13 protein-coding genes are annotated in these 15,925 nt (G+C 43.6%); 7 read left to right on the forward strand and 6 right to left on the reverse strand.

Annotated elements, in window-relative coordinates; all coding sequences use genetic code 11:
• Positions 1 to 26: 26 nt before the first annotated feature.
• The 3 genes from L2755_RS06805 to L2755_RS06815 are packed head-to-tail and all read right to left on the reverse strand — an operon-like array spanning position 27 to position 1,824.
• On the reverse strand, positions 27 to 281 hold the full coding sequence (locus tag L2755_RS06805) for a hypothetical protein (RefSeq protein WP_248979939.1): 255 nt from the start codon (positions 279 to 281) through the stop codon (positions 27 to 29).
• A 2-nt stretch (positions 282 to 283) separates the two neighbouring features.
• Positions 284 to 1,324, reverse strand: a complete 1,041-nt coding sequence (locus tag L2755_RS06810; RefSeq protein ID WP_248979938.1) for a hypothetical protein — start codon at positions 1,322 to 1,324, stop codon at positions 284 to 286.
• Between the two features lie 2 nt (positions 1,325 to 1,326).
• Positions 1,327 to 1,824, reverse strand: a complete 498-nt coding sequence (locus L2755_RS06815) for a hypothetical protein (RefSeq protein ID WP_248979937.1) — start codon at positions 1,822 to 1,824, stop codon at positions 1,327 to 1,329.
• A 105-nt stretch (positions 1,825 to 1,929) separates the two neighbouring features.
• Here L2755_RS06815 and L2755_RS06820 point away from each other — a divergent pair, with 105 nt between their 5' ends.
• From L2755_RS06820 to L2755_RS06830, 3 genes are all read left to right on the forward strand, one after another.
• Positions 1,930 to 4,587: an ATP-binding protein gene (locus L2755_RS06820; RefSeq protein ID WP_248979936.1), complete on the forward strand. Its 2,658-nt coding sequence runs from the start codon at positions 1,930 to 1,932 to the stop codon at positions 4,585 to 4,587.
• 226 nt (positions 4,588 to 4,813) lie between these two features.
• Positions 4,814 to 6,883: a S9 family peptidase gene (locus L2755_RS06825; protein WP_248979935.1), complete on the forward strand. Its 2,070-nt coding sequence runs from the start codon at positions 4,814 to 4,816 to the stop codon at positions 6,881 to 6,883.
• Between the two features lie 155 nt (positions 6,884 to 7,038).
• Positions 7,039 to 7,605: a lipid-binding SYLF domain-containing protein gene (locus L2755_RS06830; protein ID WP_248979934.1), complete on the forward strand. Its 567-nt coding sequence runs from the start codon at positions 7,039 to 7,041 to the stop codon at positions 7,603 to 7,605.
• Positions 7,606 to 7,864: 259 nt separating this feature from the next.
• Here the strand turns inward: L2755_RS06830 and L2755_RS06835 are convergent, their stop codons facing one another.
• Complete coding sequence (locus tag L2755_RS06835; protein ID WP_248979933.1) at positions 7,865 to 8,449, reverse strand: hypothetical protein; 585 nt, start codon at positions 8,447 to 8,449, stop codon at positions 7,865 to 7,867.
• 259 nt (positions 8,450 to 8,708) lie between these two features.
• On the opposite strand from L2755_RS06835, the gene L2755_RS22275 reads away from it, so the two are divergent.
• Positions 8,709 to 9,116: a glutaredoxin family protein gene (locus L2755_RS22275; protein WP_248979932.1), complete on the forward strand. Its 408-nt coding sequence runs from the start codon at positions 8,709 to 8,711 to the stop codon at positions 9,114 to 9,116.
• Between the two features lie 141 nt (positions 9,117 to 9,257).
• Positions 9,258 to 9,539 carry a hypothetical protein gene (locus L2755_RS06845; RefSeq protein ID WP_248979931.1) on the forward strand — a complete coding sequence of 94 codons (282 nt, stop codon included), beginning with the start codon at positions 9,258 to 9,260 and terminating at the stop codon, positions 9,537 to 9,539.
• A gap of 94 nt (positions 9,540 to 9,633) precedes the next feature.
• Here L2755_RS06845 and L2755_RS06850 read toward each other — a convergent pair whose 3' ends face one another.
• Together L2755_RS06850 and L2755_RS06855 are read right to left on the reverse strand one after the other, a co-directional pair.
• Positions 9,634 to 11,943 carry a YgiQ family radical SAM protein gene (locus L2755_RS06850; protein ID WP_248979930.1) on the reverse strand — a complete coding sequence of 770 codons (2,310 nt, stop codon included), beginning with the start codon at positions 11,941 to 11,943 and terminating at the stop codon, positions 9,634 to 9,636.
• A 238-nt stretch (positions 11,944 to 12,181) separates the two neighbouring features.
• Positions 12,182 to 12,580, reverse strand: a complete 399-nt coding sequence (locus L2755_RS06855; RefSeq protein WP_248979929.1) for an MAPEG family protein — start codon at positions 12,578 to 12,580, stop codon at positions 12,182 to 12,184.
• 222 nt (positions 12,581 to 12,802) lie between these two features.
• On the opposite strand from L2755_RS06855, the gene L2755_RS06860 reads away from it, so the two are divergent.
• Positions 12,803 to 14,023 (forward strand): threonine/serine exporter family protein, encoded by a 1,221-nt coding sequence (locus L2755_RS06860; protein ID WP_248979928.1) that lies wholly within the window; start codon positions 12,803 to 12,805, stop codon positions 14,021 to 14,023.
• A 180-nt stretch (positions 14,024 to 14,203) separates the two neighbouring features.
• A complete protein-coding gene (locus L2755_RS06865) occupies positions 14,204 to 15,853 on the forward strand; it encodes a BamA/TamA family outer membrane protein (RefSeq protein WP_248979927.1) in 1,650 nt (549 codons plus the stop codon).
• The last annotated feature ends 72 nt before the right edge of the window (positions 15,854 to 15,925 follow it).

The raw sequence follows: 15,925 nt of genomic DNA on the forward strand, positions 1-15,925 counted from the left end.
TACTTTTAAGCTGTGAGCAATTATTGCTACGACTCTAAGCGATTAAGCACTTTCTGATGGCACTTAGGACACTTATAAGAGTGTCGATGGATTTTACTGCCACACTCGGGGCATGGCAGCATTTTTCTATCCTTGCTAAACAGTAAAATTAACACGCCAATGGGCCCTAATACATAACCCAACAATGCTCCTGCAACGATGTTGCCTTTACGATAACCAATGAGGGTAGAGGCCAATAACATCAGCAGATAAAAGCCAAGCCAAAATACAATATTATCCATAATCAAAAGACAAAGTTTAAAGTAAGGCTGAGTATGTCGACATCATCTTTCTCGCCGTATAAGAGTGGCGAGGTGACAAACTGAGCACGATTACCCTTTTCCTGTGAGAATATAGATTGGAACTCAGCATTAAGCGATATTGTCGACGTCACATCATAGCGAACCCCCACAGTAACGCCTTTGGTCTTCCTTAACTCATGGCTCTCAGCATAGACAAGGTAAGGTGTGAAGTCATCAAGCGCATAGGCAGCACTGGCGTACCAGTTGGTTTGAAACTTATCGTACTCGACTTCAGCCATCCACTGCCAAGCATCCAAACTGTACTCAGCCCCCAAAGTATAAATATCCAGTTTTTGTGTCGCAGGGAATGGACGCTGACTATATTTAGCCTGCATAAAACCGCTATGGATCCGATAATTAAAGCCGACTACATCAACGTATATTCCTGCCATATACTCGGTGTCAAATTTAAGTAAATTGGCTCCAAACTGCACCTCATTAAGTCGGTCAAACCCGTAATATGGTGAGATAGTTAGCGATATTTCGTCAGAAATATCATAATCCCAAGCCAGAGAAATACCGTCGTAGGAGGTAAAACCTAAAATGGCATCGTAAACCTCTTCAGGTGGCCTTGCCCATGTATAGGCTTGGCCAACATAGTAAAATTCAGACACTAGAAATAGCGGCAAGCGCAATCGCCCCGCCCGCACTTCGAAATCAGCAAACTCGTAGCCCAAATAGGCCCACTCCAGTTCGGGATCGCTCCAATCATCCTGGGTACGTTTAACAACCTGCGCAGAGGCATTGAACCCTTCAAAAACATCGATATCAAGCTGCAATCCAAATAAGGTATCGCAGTCATAACAGGTTTCATCAAAAATCTCTCGGTTAACAAATAGCGGTGTTTTATTGTCAGTTTTACTAATAGATGTTGTACCGAAACCACTCAGCATAATGTTATCTGTGAGTTCGACTCCAGCTTCAACGTTTGCAGTGATACCTAAGCTTAATATCAAAATTGTATATTGACGACTTAATAACATGGCTACTCTCCTTGTGGCACTGTAATTAAGATATTTACTTCTTCAGGCACCGACTCGATCGGAGCATATGCAATACCATTTGGGTTGTCATTTAGCCACTTTAGGATCTGTTTTATATCATCACCATCGAGCTCTTCTGGTGGAGAGCCTTTGCCAGAGAAAGCTAACCCCGCCCAATAACCATTCATCTGTGACACCGATTTTCCCAGCAGCATGCTGTAAAATTCTTCGCGATGCATGGACGTTTCAGGTAGATCGACCAAAACGATTTTAAGGCTACCATTGATTTTTTTAGACTTGCCGCGATATAGCATTCTCGCCTTACTCTTACTTAAGGGAGGTAAGTCGTCATTAAGACTAAAAATCGCAAATTCGATGTCGGTGCCTTCATCTGTGTCAGATTCTAATGCCCAGAGTGGACATGATAGGGAGAGAGCCGCCGTTAAAACGACTAACCTTGTATTTAAAAAAAATGCGCTGAGGTTTAATCCATTAAACATATAAAAACCTTCAATCCTAGATAGTTTTTTGTACTAAGCTGAATATAGTCAAGAGTCGGGAAATTCACAACTTTATGATTGAACCGTTCAATTCAAGGAGCAGAAATGAACTTATTGAATCGTATTTCAATAAAAACAAGGATGTTAGCATTAGTGTTACTCCCGTTATTGTTCACTGCATTTTTATCCGCACTGGAGATAAAAAAGCAAGCCAATAATGTGCAAGCACTCAATACTCTCAACCACCAAATTATCTTTTTAGAATCTTTTTCTGCACTGAATATAAAAATAAATCAAGCTAGAGAACAACTCTACGCGCAAGGTAACCCTTTCTTATTAGCAGACTTCACCCCTATGGTCGCTGAATTTCCACCGCTACTTTCCAAAGCGTTCACGGTCAAAAACAGCGATGATATCCAAGCATGGTTTGATAGCACTAAAGATGCTTTAACCGAATCGCCTGAGCTAACAAAAGAGAGTGTTGCTGATTGGTCAACTTGGATGAGTGAACTGCAAGCGCAAGCGCTAATTGTTTTAGAAAAAGATAAGCTAGATGTGCCAGCACAGATTAACCAAAATCTCACCATACTATTTCAGTTGCAATGGTTGTCACTTTGGTCAGCAGAAGAGAAGTGGCTTATTAATCAGTTGCTCACAAATAGGAGTGACGCTGAGCTACTCACTCAATTAAACATGAGCGCTGAAAGACAGCAGCTTTACGTTGAACGCTTTATCAATATTAATGCCAAACCAGAGCAAGTCGATCTACTGTTGGCGACATTTTCAGACAAAGCATTTGAGCATAGTTATCAATTGCGCAGCGATATTTTACGGGGCAATATGTTAGTCGATAGTCCCGAATCCAATTTGGAGGCTTTTAGTCAACGCCTAAGTCTAATTCAGTTTGTTGTAACCACATTTTCAGAACAGTTGACCCGTAAAATTCACAGTGAAATAGCACAATCAAAAAATCTGATCATCATTTTCTGTAGCGCCTTATTTGCATCACTACTCATCATAGGAACAATAGGTGCCAACCTTTACCGCCGAATTCTCAATTATCTAAACCACGTGATTAAAACCATGTCAAAAATTGAGGAAACACATGACTACTCGAATAAAATAAATGAAAGTGGCAACGACGAATTTAGCTTGTTTTCTAAAAAGCTCAACAACCTGATCCATGAGCGCTACTTAAATGATGAGAAAATTTTGCGCGCTAAATCTGATGCAGAAAATGCCAATAAAGCCAAAAGCTCATTTCTTGCTAATATGTCTCATGAAATCAGAACGCCATTGAATGGCATTATTGGTATGTCTGAAATTCTTGCAGGCACCAAACTGACGCCAGTACAAAATGAGTATTTGGAAACCATAGAAACATCGTCGCACACCTTACTATTACTGATTAACGATATATTGGATCTGTCGAAAATTGAGTCTGGTAACCTTACCATTGCCAACACCGACACTAATATTACTGAAGTCGTCTACGACACGTTAACAATGGTGCTCGCTAAGGTGGTTGAGAAAAATCTCGATCTGCAAATTGATATCCCGACAAATACGCCTTACCTCGTTTCACTTGACGAACATCGCATGCGTCAAGTACTAATGAACTTACTGTCAAATGCGGTCAAATTTACCCCTGAAGGTTTTATCAAGGTTACTGTTAGCTGTCAGTTTGATGAAAAGCCCTACGCCAATATGCAGATCAAAATTTATGATAGCGGCATTGGTATCGATAAAGACAAGCAACAACAGATCTTCTCTCCGTTTATTCAAGAAGATGGCTCTATTACCCGTGAATTTGGCGGCACAGGCTTAGGTCTTGCTATATGTAAACAACTAGTCGAATTAATGGGTGGTGACATCAAGATCAGTTCAGAAAAAGGTAAAGGCAGTTGTTTTTCTGTTGAATTTAAAGCGCGTATTATTGCGCAAGAAGCGCCTATACAGGATGAGTTTAAACACCTTACCTCAGCGCTTATTTCCAGCAATGATGACACTATAGAAACCCTTGATGACGCCTGCATCAGACAGGGGTTCAAGCTCAATTATCGTTATCCATCCTGCTTTGATCTTCTACAAGATAAACAATCATTCGATGTGCTTTTTGTTGATAACTCCTCTATCACTAGAGAGGCTTTAGCGACTTTACCTGAGTTATTGTCTCAACAAGATATCTTTACCATTGCCATCAACACGCCCTCAGAGCAACGTGTCCTTGAGAATATAGACGCCACTATTACCCTGCCATTACTGGGTAGACGCTTTAACAACGCCATTCGCCACGGTTTAGAAAATAGAGAACTACGCACAAAAGTAGTATCTGAAACGGATCTGGTAGCGGACAGCAACATCGCTGAAGAAAAAGTAAAAGTCGTTATTCTGATTGTCGAAGACAATCTGGTAAACCAGAAGGTGGCATCTTTACTGGTGAAACAAGCTGGGTTTGACTTTATTATTGCCAATAATGGACTCGAAGCATTCGAGTTCATTACCAAAGGTGAAGTCATTAACGCTATTTTAATGGATTGCATGATGCCCATTATGGATGGCTTCACCGCAACAGAAAAAATCAGAGAATGGGAAAAGCTAAACTCTCAACAGCGCTTACCTATCATTGCACTCACCGCCAGTGTCTTAGATCAAGATATCGAAAAATGCTTTGAGTCAGGTATGGATGACTACTTGGCGAAACCCTTTAAAAAAGAGGTGTTACTCGACAAACTAAAGTTAGTCTCTAAACTTGCCAGCTAAAACTTCCACATATACAAGTCGCCCGCTTCGGTGATCGCCACGATCACCGCCAGCGACTGCTCAGTTCAGAAGAGCTTGCTTACCTGCAAAAGTTAATGCTAGACGAAAAGAAATAACCTTAATAGCTGACATATTTCATGGCTTTTATAACACCACTTGCGCTAGTGTATTAGCGCTTATCTCATTATAAAAATTACAGAAATATTTGAAGGGTAGGAACAACAACATGAAAAACTTCAACAAGCTAACCCTGCTTGCTACTGCAATGGCAACATTGCTCGGTACCAGTATGGTCACCTCAGCAGCAGAAAGAACTCACGACATTATTATCGATGATTTCTTTGATATTGGCGGCATGAGCTCAGTGACATTAAGCCCCAATGGTAAGAAGGCACTTTGGCTAGAAGCCCGCTGGGACAAAGAACTGGATAAAAGCCAACGAGATCTGTGGCTGCTCGACACCAAAAGTGGTGACAGTAAACGCCTTACATTCACTAATGAAAGTGAATCCAGCCCACAATGGAGTCCTGACGGGCAACATATCTACTTTCTGGGTAAGGTAAAACAAGAATCAGCCAAGGCACCATACAACGGTAAGACACAGGTTTTCCGCATTGCAGTCGCAGGCGGTGACATGCAACCGATGACTAAAGAGGTTGAAGGTGTTAACGGGTTTCAGCTCAGCAATGACGGCAACAGCGTTTATTTCTTAGCCACTAAAACAGTAAAAGACAAAGATGATTGGGCCTCGATGCGAGCCGGTCACTCAGCGCCTAAATATGGCCATGGCGAACGTAAAACAAACCCGTTATACCAGCTCAATCTTCAACACTTTAAGCAACAGCTATTACTCGATGACGATAAAGTAGTTTGGGAGTTCAAGGTCAATGACGATGGCAGCAAAATAGCGCGGATCACGACTGACGATAACGAGCTGGTTAGACTGGAAGGTTGGTCTGACGTTGAAGTCTTCGATACTAAAACAAAAACCAATAGCATCCTCGCAGATAAGCAATGGCGCGACCAAGCTCCTTCGCCATATGGTTGGTTATTAGGGCTAAGTTGGCAGGAAAATAACAACCAACTCGCCTTTAGAATCGATTTTGACGGTCACCCAGGTAAGCTCTTCATCGCCAATGCACAAGCAACTGATGCACCATCGCTTGAAGTGACGCGCAGCGGAGATGTCACCTTAAACTCCGGCGACATAAAGTGGCGACCAGATAGCGACGAGATCTGCTATCGCGGCGCTGATCATGCTCGAGTAAAGCTATTTTGTACCGAAATTGATGATGGCGAACAGGGAGATACTCGTACTGTAATTAATGGCGATATGGTCATTGGTAGCTACAGCTTTAGCCAAAATGGTAAACGCGTCGCCTTTAGCCACAACGGTTTAGATCACTTTTCAGATATGTTTATTGCCGATGCTAATAGCAGCCGCGCTAAAGCGAAACGCCTGAGCAACATCAATCCACAAGTCGATAGCTGGAAACTCCCTCAAGTGTCTATCGTTAGCTGGAAGGCGCCTGACGGTAGTGTTGTTGAAGGTATATTGGATCTACCCGCAGACTATAAAAAGTCTGATGGTCCGTTACCATTAGTGGTGCAAATTCACGGCGGACCGACATCAGCAACGCCTTACGCTTTACAGCATCGCTCTTATGGACGCTCAACATTTACTGCCAAAGGCTGGGCATTGCTGTCGCCTAACTATCGTGGTTCTACCGGTTATGGTGATAAGTTCTTAACTGATTTAGTTGGTAAAGAGCACGACATCGAAGTTAAAGACATTATCGCTGGTGTCGATCAACTTATTAGCGACGGTATTGTTGATGGTGACAAAATGGCAGTGATGGGCTGGAGTAACGGTGGTTACCTGACTAATGCTTTGATCAGCACCACTGAACGCTTTAAAGCGGCAAGCTCTGGCGCGGGTGTATTTGATCAACGTCTGCAGTGGATGCTCGAAGACACACCGGGTCACGTGGTTAACTTTATGGAAGGCCTACCTTGGGAAAAGCCAGAGGCCTACACCCATGGCTCATCACTTAGTTATGCAGACAAAATCAAAACACCTACGCTTATCCATATCGGCGAAAACGATCAACGAGTGCCCGCAGGGCATGCACAAGGTCTGTATCGCGCCCTAAAGCACTACCTAAACGTGCCTGTTGAGCTCATTGTTTATCCTGGCGAAGGCCATGGATTAAGTAAATATCAACATCGAAAAGCCAAGATGGAGTGGGATCAGCAATGGTTCGAGCACTATGTTTTAGGCAAGCCAGTCGAATAAGTTAACCAGTAGCCATTAATAGAAGCGCCTCATTAGGCGCTTTTTTAATGAGATACAAACATCAGTATAAAAGGCATTCACTTTCCGTTCAGGATGGCTATGCTAAGGTTGATACCAATCAGTATAAGTCCAGTTTGCTCGATAAGGATAACTCAATGACAAGCTTCATCAAACGGATCACCGCCAGTTTATGTTTACTCGCCAGCATGATGATCATGCCACAAGCTTTAGCTGAAGACGGCTATAGCCAAGCCAAAAGTACTTTCCAGCAAGCGAACCAAACCCAAAAGTTCTTCGATACCGCATACGGTTACGCACTATTTCCGACCATAGGTAAAGGCGGAATTGGTATCGGTGCAGCTTATGGCAAGGGGCGCGTCTATCAAGGTGGCAATTACCAAGGTGACACCAGCCTGACTCAAGTCTCTTTTGGTTTTCAGTTCGGCGGCCAAGCCTATAGTGAAGTCATCTTCTTTAAAGATAAAGCCGCTTATAAAGATTTCACCAGCGGCAGCTTTGAGTTCGGTGCACAGGCTTCTGCAGTGGCGATTACCATCGGCGCCAACGCACAAGCTGGTACTACAGGTAATTCAGCTGGAGCTGGTAAGAAAGCCGCTACAGCGTCTTATATTAACGGCATGGCCGTGTTTACCGTGGCCAAGGGTGGCTTAATGTTTGAAGCCGCATTGGCAGGCCAATCCTTCACCTTTGAAGAGAAATAGGCTGGTTGTGGCTTAAGGAAATGCAGCGACGAGGGCGTGCGAGATAAGCTAAGACGGCAAAATTCGGACAATCGTTCTAGGCTCGAGTATTAGAGGTTCTAGGTTCTAGGTTCTAGGTTCTAGGTTCTAGGTTCTAGGTTCTAGGTTCTAGGTTCTAGGTTCTAGGTTCTAGGTTCTAGGTTCTAGGTTCTAGGTTCTAGCAATGATATTGAAAGCTAAAACCTAGACGCATCACACCCCTTCACTTAAACAGGATGCCTTACTTATGCCCCCAAGGTGCAGGCGGCAGTGCAACCGGTTTAGTCAGATCAAAATCGACTCTGAAATCACGATTTTCACGAGTTAAGCGATAAGTAAACTCTCCAGGGTGACTGTACATATGCCACACGTTAGTAATCGAAACATCTAAACCGTTGTCTCTAAAATTGTTAATTGAATAGGCATCAACTGGAAAGGATTGCTCGGTAGTGCTGCCCATACTCGCCGTCATGCCGCCGTACATGGTGACCTTATCTTCACTGCCATCTTGATGGCGATGGTCGTGCGCTAGATGCAAACCGTATTGCGTTTTAGTGATCACCCAGGTGCGAGAGTGATCGTCACCGACGTGAAATGGCACCTTAAGCACGGTGTCACTGCATTCGCGTACATGCATAATCAGTTTCTTACCGCTAAACGCCGAATCAGCGCTATTACCCGCCGTCACTGTACCTTCAAATGCTTTGCCACAATGGGCTGCAATACTATCAAAAAAGGTTGTTTGTTCGGTGGTTACAGCCGTAGCAGGCAAGGCAAAAGTCGCAGCCGTTAACAGGCCAATCTGTGAGTATTTTGTTATTTTCATTATTATCTCCAATGATTTGTGACTAACTCTATCATAAAGAGATAAATTTTAACTTAAGCAGAGTAAAGACATAATCCACGCCAATAAGCAGGGGAAACGTCTAGTTAAAATGAACTAGTCACCAGCATACTTTCGACTGATATGAAGACAATATACAAAATCCACATTGCTATCGATTATCTCAACTGTTAGCTTCCATAATTAGTGAAATTCAACGTTCGATAATATTTAATATTATAAAACCTATCGAGACAGTAGAGTGAAATCAAAAATACTAAATAAGACAAGAAACATTATTGGTTATATCTTTATTATTACTGCTGGATTTAGCATTGGCATTGGGACTAAGTATGGTTTTGACCTATACAATCAGCAACCAAATCTAATTGCAACAAACACTAGTCATCATTATCAAGGCATTGATAGTAAGGTGATTATCTACACCACCCAGTGGTGCCCTTTCTGTAAAAAAGCTAAGCAGTACTTAACAGAGCATAACATTGATTATATTGAAAGAGATATTGAATCAGGCAATAGAGAAACCATAGAACTATATGAGTCTATGGGCTACCCAGGAGTTCCAAAGATAGTCATCGGCAGCATAATAATAAATGGGTTTAATGAATCATTATTATCAAAAGAACTCAAGTCGCAAAATTTACTTTAGAAAAAATCTTTATCCTCACTATAAACAAACTAATAATCGGCTCTGTTTAGTAAAAAGCATCCATTTATGTTTAATAAAACTAAACAATGGCTTATTTAAAGCAAACCATAACAATTCATCATTTAATTAAAGGGAAGTATCATGATTAATAAAAAACTAGCAGTATTAGCGGCAAGCATAGGCCTAGGCTTAAGCTCATTCTATGCTATCTCGGCACCAACATGTGATATGGCCGCAAGATGTTACTATCAAAACGATCGTGATGTTAGTAATTGCACGCGAGCCACAAATCCAGTAGTGATCGATGGGGTGCGTTACGATAGATATAACACTCGCGCCGAATGTGAAGCGGCGTACGCCGGTGATTTACAACAATGTCTAGCCGGTGATTGGGATGGTCCAGGAAAGCCATTTGGGTGCTAATTAGATAAAGAGTCGATGGGTGTAACTCAAATGACTTACACCCATCATCATTTTATTCTCAACAAACTCAAACAATCATCTCATCTGTGAATAATTATCTTTGATGTTTCGGTGTAGTGCCCCAGGCATTTTTCTTTACAGGACGCTGGCCACCAGATTTCGATTGAGCACCTTTTGACTGGGCTGGTTTAGCTTGCCCTGACTTATTTGCACCACCGGCTTTCTTAGCTGTACCGCCCTTGTTGCCATCTGCTTGCTTACGGTCATCAAACTGATCGGCTGAGAAACGGGTGAAAGCCTTCTTACCTTTACCATCATCTTTAGTGACTAGCTTCTTTTTACTGCGCAATGCTTCTCGCTCTTGACGCGATTCAGCGGGCACTAGGCATGAAGGGCTGTTTCCAATCAGTTTCTCTTTACCCATCTCAATTAGCGCTTCACGGATCATTGGCCAGCCAGCTTCATCGTGATATCGCAGCAGAGCTTTATGCAGTTTTCGCTGTCGTCCCTTCTTGGGAACAGAGATATGCTCACTAGTGTGTTTCACATTTTTCAGCGAGTTAAGTTCTGTATGGTAGACCGTGGTCGCATTGGCCATCGGTGATGGATAGAAGTTCTGCACCTGATCGAGTTTAAACTTTTCCGCCTTTAACCATAGCGCGAGGTTAACCATATCTTCATTGGTTGTTCCTGGATGCGCCGAGATAAAATAGGGGATCAGATACTGCTTCTTACCCGCTTGCTGCGAATATTTGTCGAATAACTCTTTGAATTTGTCATAGCTGCCCATACCGGGCTTCATCATCATATCGAGAGGACCTTTCTCGGTATGTTCTGGTGCAATCTTCAGGTAGCCACCCACATGATGGGTCGCTAATTCTTTGACATAGCGAGGATCTTCGATCGCTAAATCATAACGAACCCCTGACGCAATCAAGATCTTTTTAATACCTGGAATTTCTCTTGCGGCGCGATATAGATCTATCGTTGGCTGATGATCAGTATCCATATGGCCACAAATATCGGGGAAGATACAGGAGAGTCGACGGCAGGTTTGCTCCGCCTTTTCACTCTTACAGCCTAAGTGATACATGTTGGCCGTGGGGCCACCAAGATCTGAAATCACCCCAGTAAAACCAGGGACCTTCCCTTGAATATCTTTAATCTCTTTCACAATAGAGTCTTGTGAACGGCTTTGAATAATGCGGCCTTCATGTTCGGTGATCGAACAAAATGAGCAACCACCGAAACAACCACGCATGATATTGATCGAGGTCTTGATCATGTCATAGGCCGGGATCTTCTCGCTACCATACGAAGGGTGAGCGACACGCTGATAAGCCAGATCAAACACACCATCCATCTCATCGGTATTAAGTGGCAAAGCGGGAGGATTGACCCAGATAGCGCGCTCTGCATGAACTTGAAATAGTGCTCTAGCACAACCCGGGTTTTGCTCCTGATGCAAAATACGCGAAGCATGGGCATAGAGATACTTATCGCTTGCGACCTTTTCATAGCTAGGCAGCTGAATATAACTCTTCTCCCAAGGCTTAGGCTTGGGCGGTTGAACAGTGATAACCTTAGGGGCGTCGTTATCGAATATTTTCTCATCGGTTGGGCCGGAAAGATTTTTACAGCCGACATCATCGGCGCCATAAGGGTTGGGAATAGCATCAATCTTATGTTGCTGATCGATTTTACGTGAATCGATTCCGCTCCACTCCGGTAGCGGCTCCTTACGGATCACCGTGGTACCACGGATATCATGCATATCTGCCATCAACTCACCGGCGCCCAGCCGATGGGAGATCTCAACCAGGGGTCGTTCAGCGTTACCGTAGACTAAAATATCGGCCTTAGCATCTAAAATGACTGAACGGCGAACCTTATCTGACCAATAATCATAATGTGCCGTACGGCGCAGACTGGCCTCAATACCACCAATCACCACCGGCACTTGTTTGAAGGCCTCTTTACAGCGCTGAGTATAAACGGTCACCGCGCGATCGGGGCGCTTGCCACCAATATTGCCCGGCGTATAGGCATCATCATGGCGCATTCGTCGCTCTGCGGTATAACGGTTGATCATCGAATCCATATTGCCAGCAGTAACCCCAAAGTAGAGGTTTGGCTTGCCTAGCTTCATAAAGTCATCTTTATTAGACCAGTCAGGCTGTGAGATGATCCCCACTCTAAAGCCCTGAGCTTCGAGCATGCGGCCAATGATGGCCATGCCAAAACTTGGATGATCCACATAAGCATCACCTGTGACTATGATGATGTCACAACTATCCCAACCTAGCTTATTCATCTCTTTACGAGACATAGGTAAAAACGGCGCTGGACGAGTAAGCTCAGAGCGATACTTGGAATGAGTAAATAATGTGGATTCTACTTGCATTGATTAGACAGCCTAACTTAGAAACAAAAAATACGGGTTACACGCCCCAGTGCCAGCTCACATCGGGGACGCGGAGTATAACAGGCTCCGCTCCGCAGGTGTGACTAAAAAAGCATCGAATTGATGCTTTTTTTAGTATAGCTGCTAAGCCCTTTAATTGGCTGTGGGTATTGCTAGGCGGGACTTGTTAGCTTTTAGCACGCTAATATCTAAAACAGGATGATGTCTATTGCTGTGATTACAGGCTACTCGCAAATGCAGCAAGATTAACCACCACTAAACCCACAATAACCGCCCATGTCATCAATACCCCCCAGAAACGGCCAAAATGATAACCGCCTTTGCCTTGGGTTAAACCTATGGCATGCATCAAGCGTGATACCAGCCAAAGCGTACCAAAGCTATGCAGTACCGCAGCGCTGGTACCGTTGCTCTCTGCAACCACAAATAACAACATCGCCATCGCTGCGTTCTCGAGTAAATTTTCATGTACTCGACGCGCTAAGCTTAATGTTTCGTTGCCAGCAGAACCAATGCCAATTTTATGCACTCTTCTGAGTTTTATCACTCTATAAGCTAACGTAATAATAAGCAGTGCAGTTAGGCTAATATACAGACCTGATATCGCGAGTGGCATGGAACATCCTATTTGTGATTGCTATATAAGTGCACAGCATTACAATTTACGAACATGAAGTAAATAAATCACAACTTTTTTTGAACAAATCAGGTAAGATGCGCTCGTCAATAATATGCCAATAAACAGTGCCGAATAGCAGTGACAAGCAAGCTAAATTAACATCCGTTTATTGATAATAATTAAGCCTTACAACTAAGATATAAATAGCGAACAACTATTGTGAACAATCAAGAGTTTTTAGAAAAGCGACGTTTTATCATTCGACTCGGTAAAGCACTGCATAAATTTGGTACGCCAGCCTATCGGCTTGAAGCACATCTACAGGCGGTATCAAAACTGCTCGGCATAGAGGGTTATTTCTTGGTATCGCCAACGGCAATGACTTTCGTACTGCAACACGATGAAGATCAAGAGTATAACCACGTGGCACGGGTCAACCCTGGTGAACTCGATTTAGGCTCCTTAGCGCGAACCGACGAACTCGTTGAAGAGCTAATGTCCGGCAAACGCACATTAACCGAAGCTCTTGAACGGTTAGAGGAAATTTCCAATAAGCCTAACCCTTACGGCACAGGCCTAACGCTATTGGCTTTTGGCAGCTCAGCAGGTGCCTTTGCCATGTTAATGGGCACCAGTTGGAACGATGTATTTTGGTCGGCGATGTTGGGCTTAATGGTTTATGGCTTGGTCTATCGTGCTGAGCGCTCTAAGCGTATGGCCGAGATGCTCGAACCCCTAGCCGCGATTTTGTGCGCAATTGCCGCGAGCGGTATTGCACAATTTGACCCCAGTATGAATATTCCGGTGGTGATACTCTCTGGTATCATCATTTTTATTCCAGGTTTAGCGTTAACACTCGGTTTAGCAGAGCTAGCCGCAAGAGATCTAATCTCTGGCACAGCAAGGGTGATGGATGCATTCATGCTGCTGTTTAAGCTCTATTTCGGGGTTATCCTAGGTCTGACAATAGGTAAAACACTGTTTGGTGAAACCACCTATGTACCACCTGAATCACTGCCTGAATGGGCCATTTGGGCTGCAGTACCGATTCTCTCTATGGCGCTAGTGATTATCTTTAAAGCACGAATGAAAGACTCTCCTTGGGGGGTCCTTGCGGGTATTGTGGCGTTTTTCTCCGCTATGATCGGCGGCATTTACTTTGGTGAGTCTATTGGTATTTTCTTTGGCGCATTAGCGGTAGGTGTATATTCAAACCTATATGCTCGCTGGATGAAAGCACCAGCAACTATTGCGCTGTTACAAGGCATCGTCATCTTAGTGCCCGGCAGCAAAACTTATATTGGCCTCAATACCTTAATTTTAGGTGAAACCATTTTTAACCAGTCACACCTTGGCACGCAGGTATTTCTTATTTTTATGTCCATTGTTGCAGGGTTGATCTTTGCCAATGTGGCCGTGCCTCCACGCCGCACCTTATAACCGTTTACGAGTTACAAATTAAACATGCGGGCGCCTCAGCGCGCTCGCATCCTCTGCGTTATATTCAATTCTCCTCAAGTAAAATCATCATCTTATCCTTGACTAACCCCCACGTTCCGTGTGCTATGGTTATGTAACCCAATTGTAAGTATTGTTACTTATTAGGATGCCATCCTGCCTATGACTCGATTTAGCTGTTCGACGTTAGCCTTGTTAACTTGCGCACTAACCAGTGCCGTTAGTGCTGAAGAGATAACGACACCAAAAACAGCAGCTAAAACCGAAGATTACCAGCAAAAAAAGCAGATAAAAAACATTGTAATCAAAAGTAATGACATCTTTGATCTGTCTGATCCCGAGACCTTTTTCATTCATCGCTGGGCTAATTACCTACATATCAATACTCGTGATTCAGTCATTCGTGACAAGCTCAGCTTTAAAGAAAATGAAACTGTAAGCCAGAAAGATCTCGATGAAGTACAACGAATATTACGGGCAGAACCCTATATTCGTGACGCTAATATTGAGTTTGCTACGCCTGCACCAGATGCCGATCTAGCCAGTGACGATAGCGAAAACATTTTAGTAGAGACATGGGATAATTGGTCATTACTCCCCACAGTCAGTGTCAGCCGCAGCGGTGGCGAAAGTAAGTACTCTATCGGCATTAAAGAGGATAACTTGCTCGGGTTAGGGATCCGAACTCGTTTCAAGTACCAATCAAATGCCGACCGTACCGGCTACAAATTTGCGATTGAAGCCCCGATAAACTTTATTGAGCATGCCACCATAGCGGCTGATTTTTACGATAACAGTGACGGCCAAGCAACCCATCTCTATTTTGAGAAACCTTTCTATACACTCGATGGCAGCTACATGTATTCTGCCGAGTATTTAGATGATCTGCGCGTCGATACCTTAAAGCAAAATGGCCAAGAGTTTAATGAATTTGAACATGGGGTCACGTACAACAGCGCCCGATACGGCTGGTTATTGAATCGCAGCAGTGATGAACTTTCTCGCATCATAACGGGACTGACACAAGATAAGCATGAGTTTGATAATATTGCAGAGTACCCAACATCAGAACTGCCTCAAGATCGTGATTTTCTCTACCCTTGGCTAGCCTATCAATACCTGCAAGATGACTTTAAGGTCCTTAATAACATTCACCTCATTAACGATAACGAGGACTTTAATCTGGGTTGGCAACACTACGTTAAACTAGGGCTTGAAACTCGTGATACCGATGACGACTCACCCGTTGGCTATCACGTCAATTGGCGATCTAGCCGTGGTTTCCAGGCTGAAGATCATTTGCTGCTGCTGGAGATGGATGGCGAGGGCGTATTTGCCACGACTCAAAAAGATTACTATAAGGTCAATGTTGCCGCAGAATACTTCTACCACATCACCCCTAAATGGACCGCTTATTCCAAGCTAAGATTAAGTAGTTCTCAGAACAATTATATTGATAGGCCTTTCGCGCTTGGCGATGACACCGGGATCCGTGGTTACCCAAACAACTATCAATATGGTGACAATCAATGGGCATTTACCGCAGAAGTGCGTAATTACCCTAATATTAACCTTTATCAATTAGCAGAGCTTGGTTGGGCAGTCTATAGCGATGTGGGTCAAGCAACAGGCGGAAACGATGCCAACAACGAAGTTGCTGGCGTTATTGGCAGTGTCGGGATTGGCGCTAGGATCTACTCCTCTAAATCAAGCTATGGCAACGTCGCCCATATTGATTTCAGTGTCCCTTTTACCACGGGTGTCGAAGTGAACAGCTGGGAATGGCGCTTCTTAGTGAAGAATCGATTCTAAGTGCTGAGATTCTAGTGACGAGCTGCTAACGAAACACTGTAAATATCAGCATCATTAATCCCCAACATACTC

The sequence above is a fragment of the Shewanella abyssi genome, from assembly GCF_023284025.1.
Lineage (GTDB): Bacteria > Pseudomonadota > Gammaproteobacteria > Enterobacterales > Shewanellaceae > Shewanella > Shewanella abyssi.

Excerpts from the sequence above, each read along its gene's own strand:
- L2755_RS06835 (WP_248979933.1), bottom strand. The coding sequence starts at position 8,449 with ATGAAAATAACAAAATACTCACAGATTGGCCTGTTAACGGCTGCGACT.
- L2755_RS06815 (WP_248979937.1), bottom strand. The coding sequence starts at position 1,824 with ATGTTTAATGGATTAAACCTCAGCGCATTTTTTTTAAATACAAGGTTA.
- L2755_RS06830 (WP_248979934.1), top strand. The coding sequence starts at position 7,039 with ATGACAAGCTTCATCAAACGGATCACCGCCAGTTTATGTTTACTCGCC.
- L2755_RS06850 (WP_248979930.1), bottom strand. The coding sequence starts at position 11,943 with ATGCAAGTAGAATCCACATTATTTACTCATTCCAAGTATCGCTCTGAG.
- L2755_RS06820 (WP_248979936.1), top strand. The coding sequence starts at position 1,930 with ATGAACTTATTGAATCGTATTTCAATAAAAACAAGGATGTTAGCATTA.
- L2755_RS06810 (WP_248979938.1), bottom strand. The coding sequence starts at position 1,324 with ATGTTATTAAGTCGTCAATATACAATTTTGATATTAAGCTTAGGTATC.
- L2755_RS06825 (WP_248979935.1), top strand. The coding sequence starts at position 4,814 with ATGAAAAACTTCAACAAGCTAACCCTGCTTGCTACTGCAATGGCAACA.
- L2755_RS06855 (WP_248979929.1), bottom strand. The coding sequence starts at position 12,580 with ATGCCACTCGCGATATCAGGTCTGTATATTAGCCTAACTGCACTGCTT.
- L2755_RS06865 (WP_248979927.1), top strand. The coding sequence starts at position 14,204 with ATGACTCGATTTAGCTGTTCGACGTTAGCCTTGTTAACTTGCGCACTA.
- L2755_RS06805 (WP_248979939.1), bottom strand. The coding sequence starts at position 281 with ATGGATAATATTGTATTTTGGCTTGGCTTTTATCTGCTGATGTTATTG.
- L2755_RS06845 (WP_248979931.1), top strand. The coding sequence starts at position 9,258 with ATGATTAATAAAAAACTAGCAGTATTAGCGGCAAGCATAGGCCTAGGC.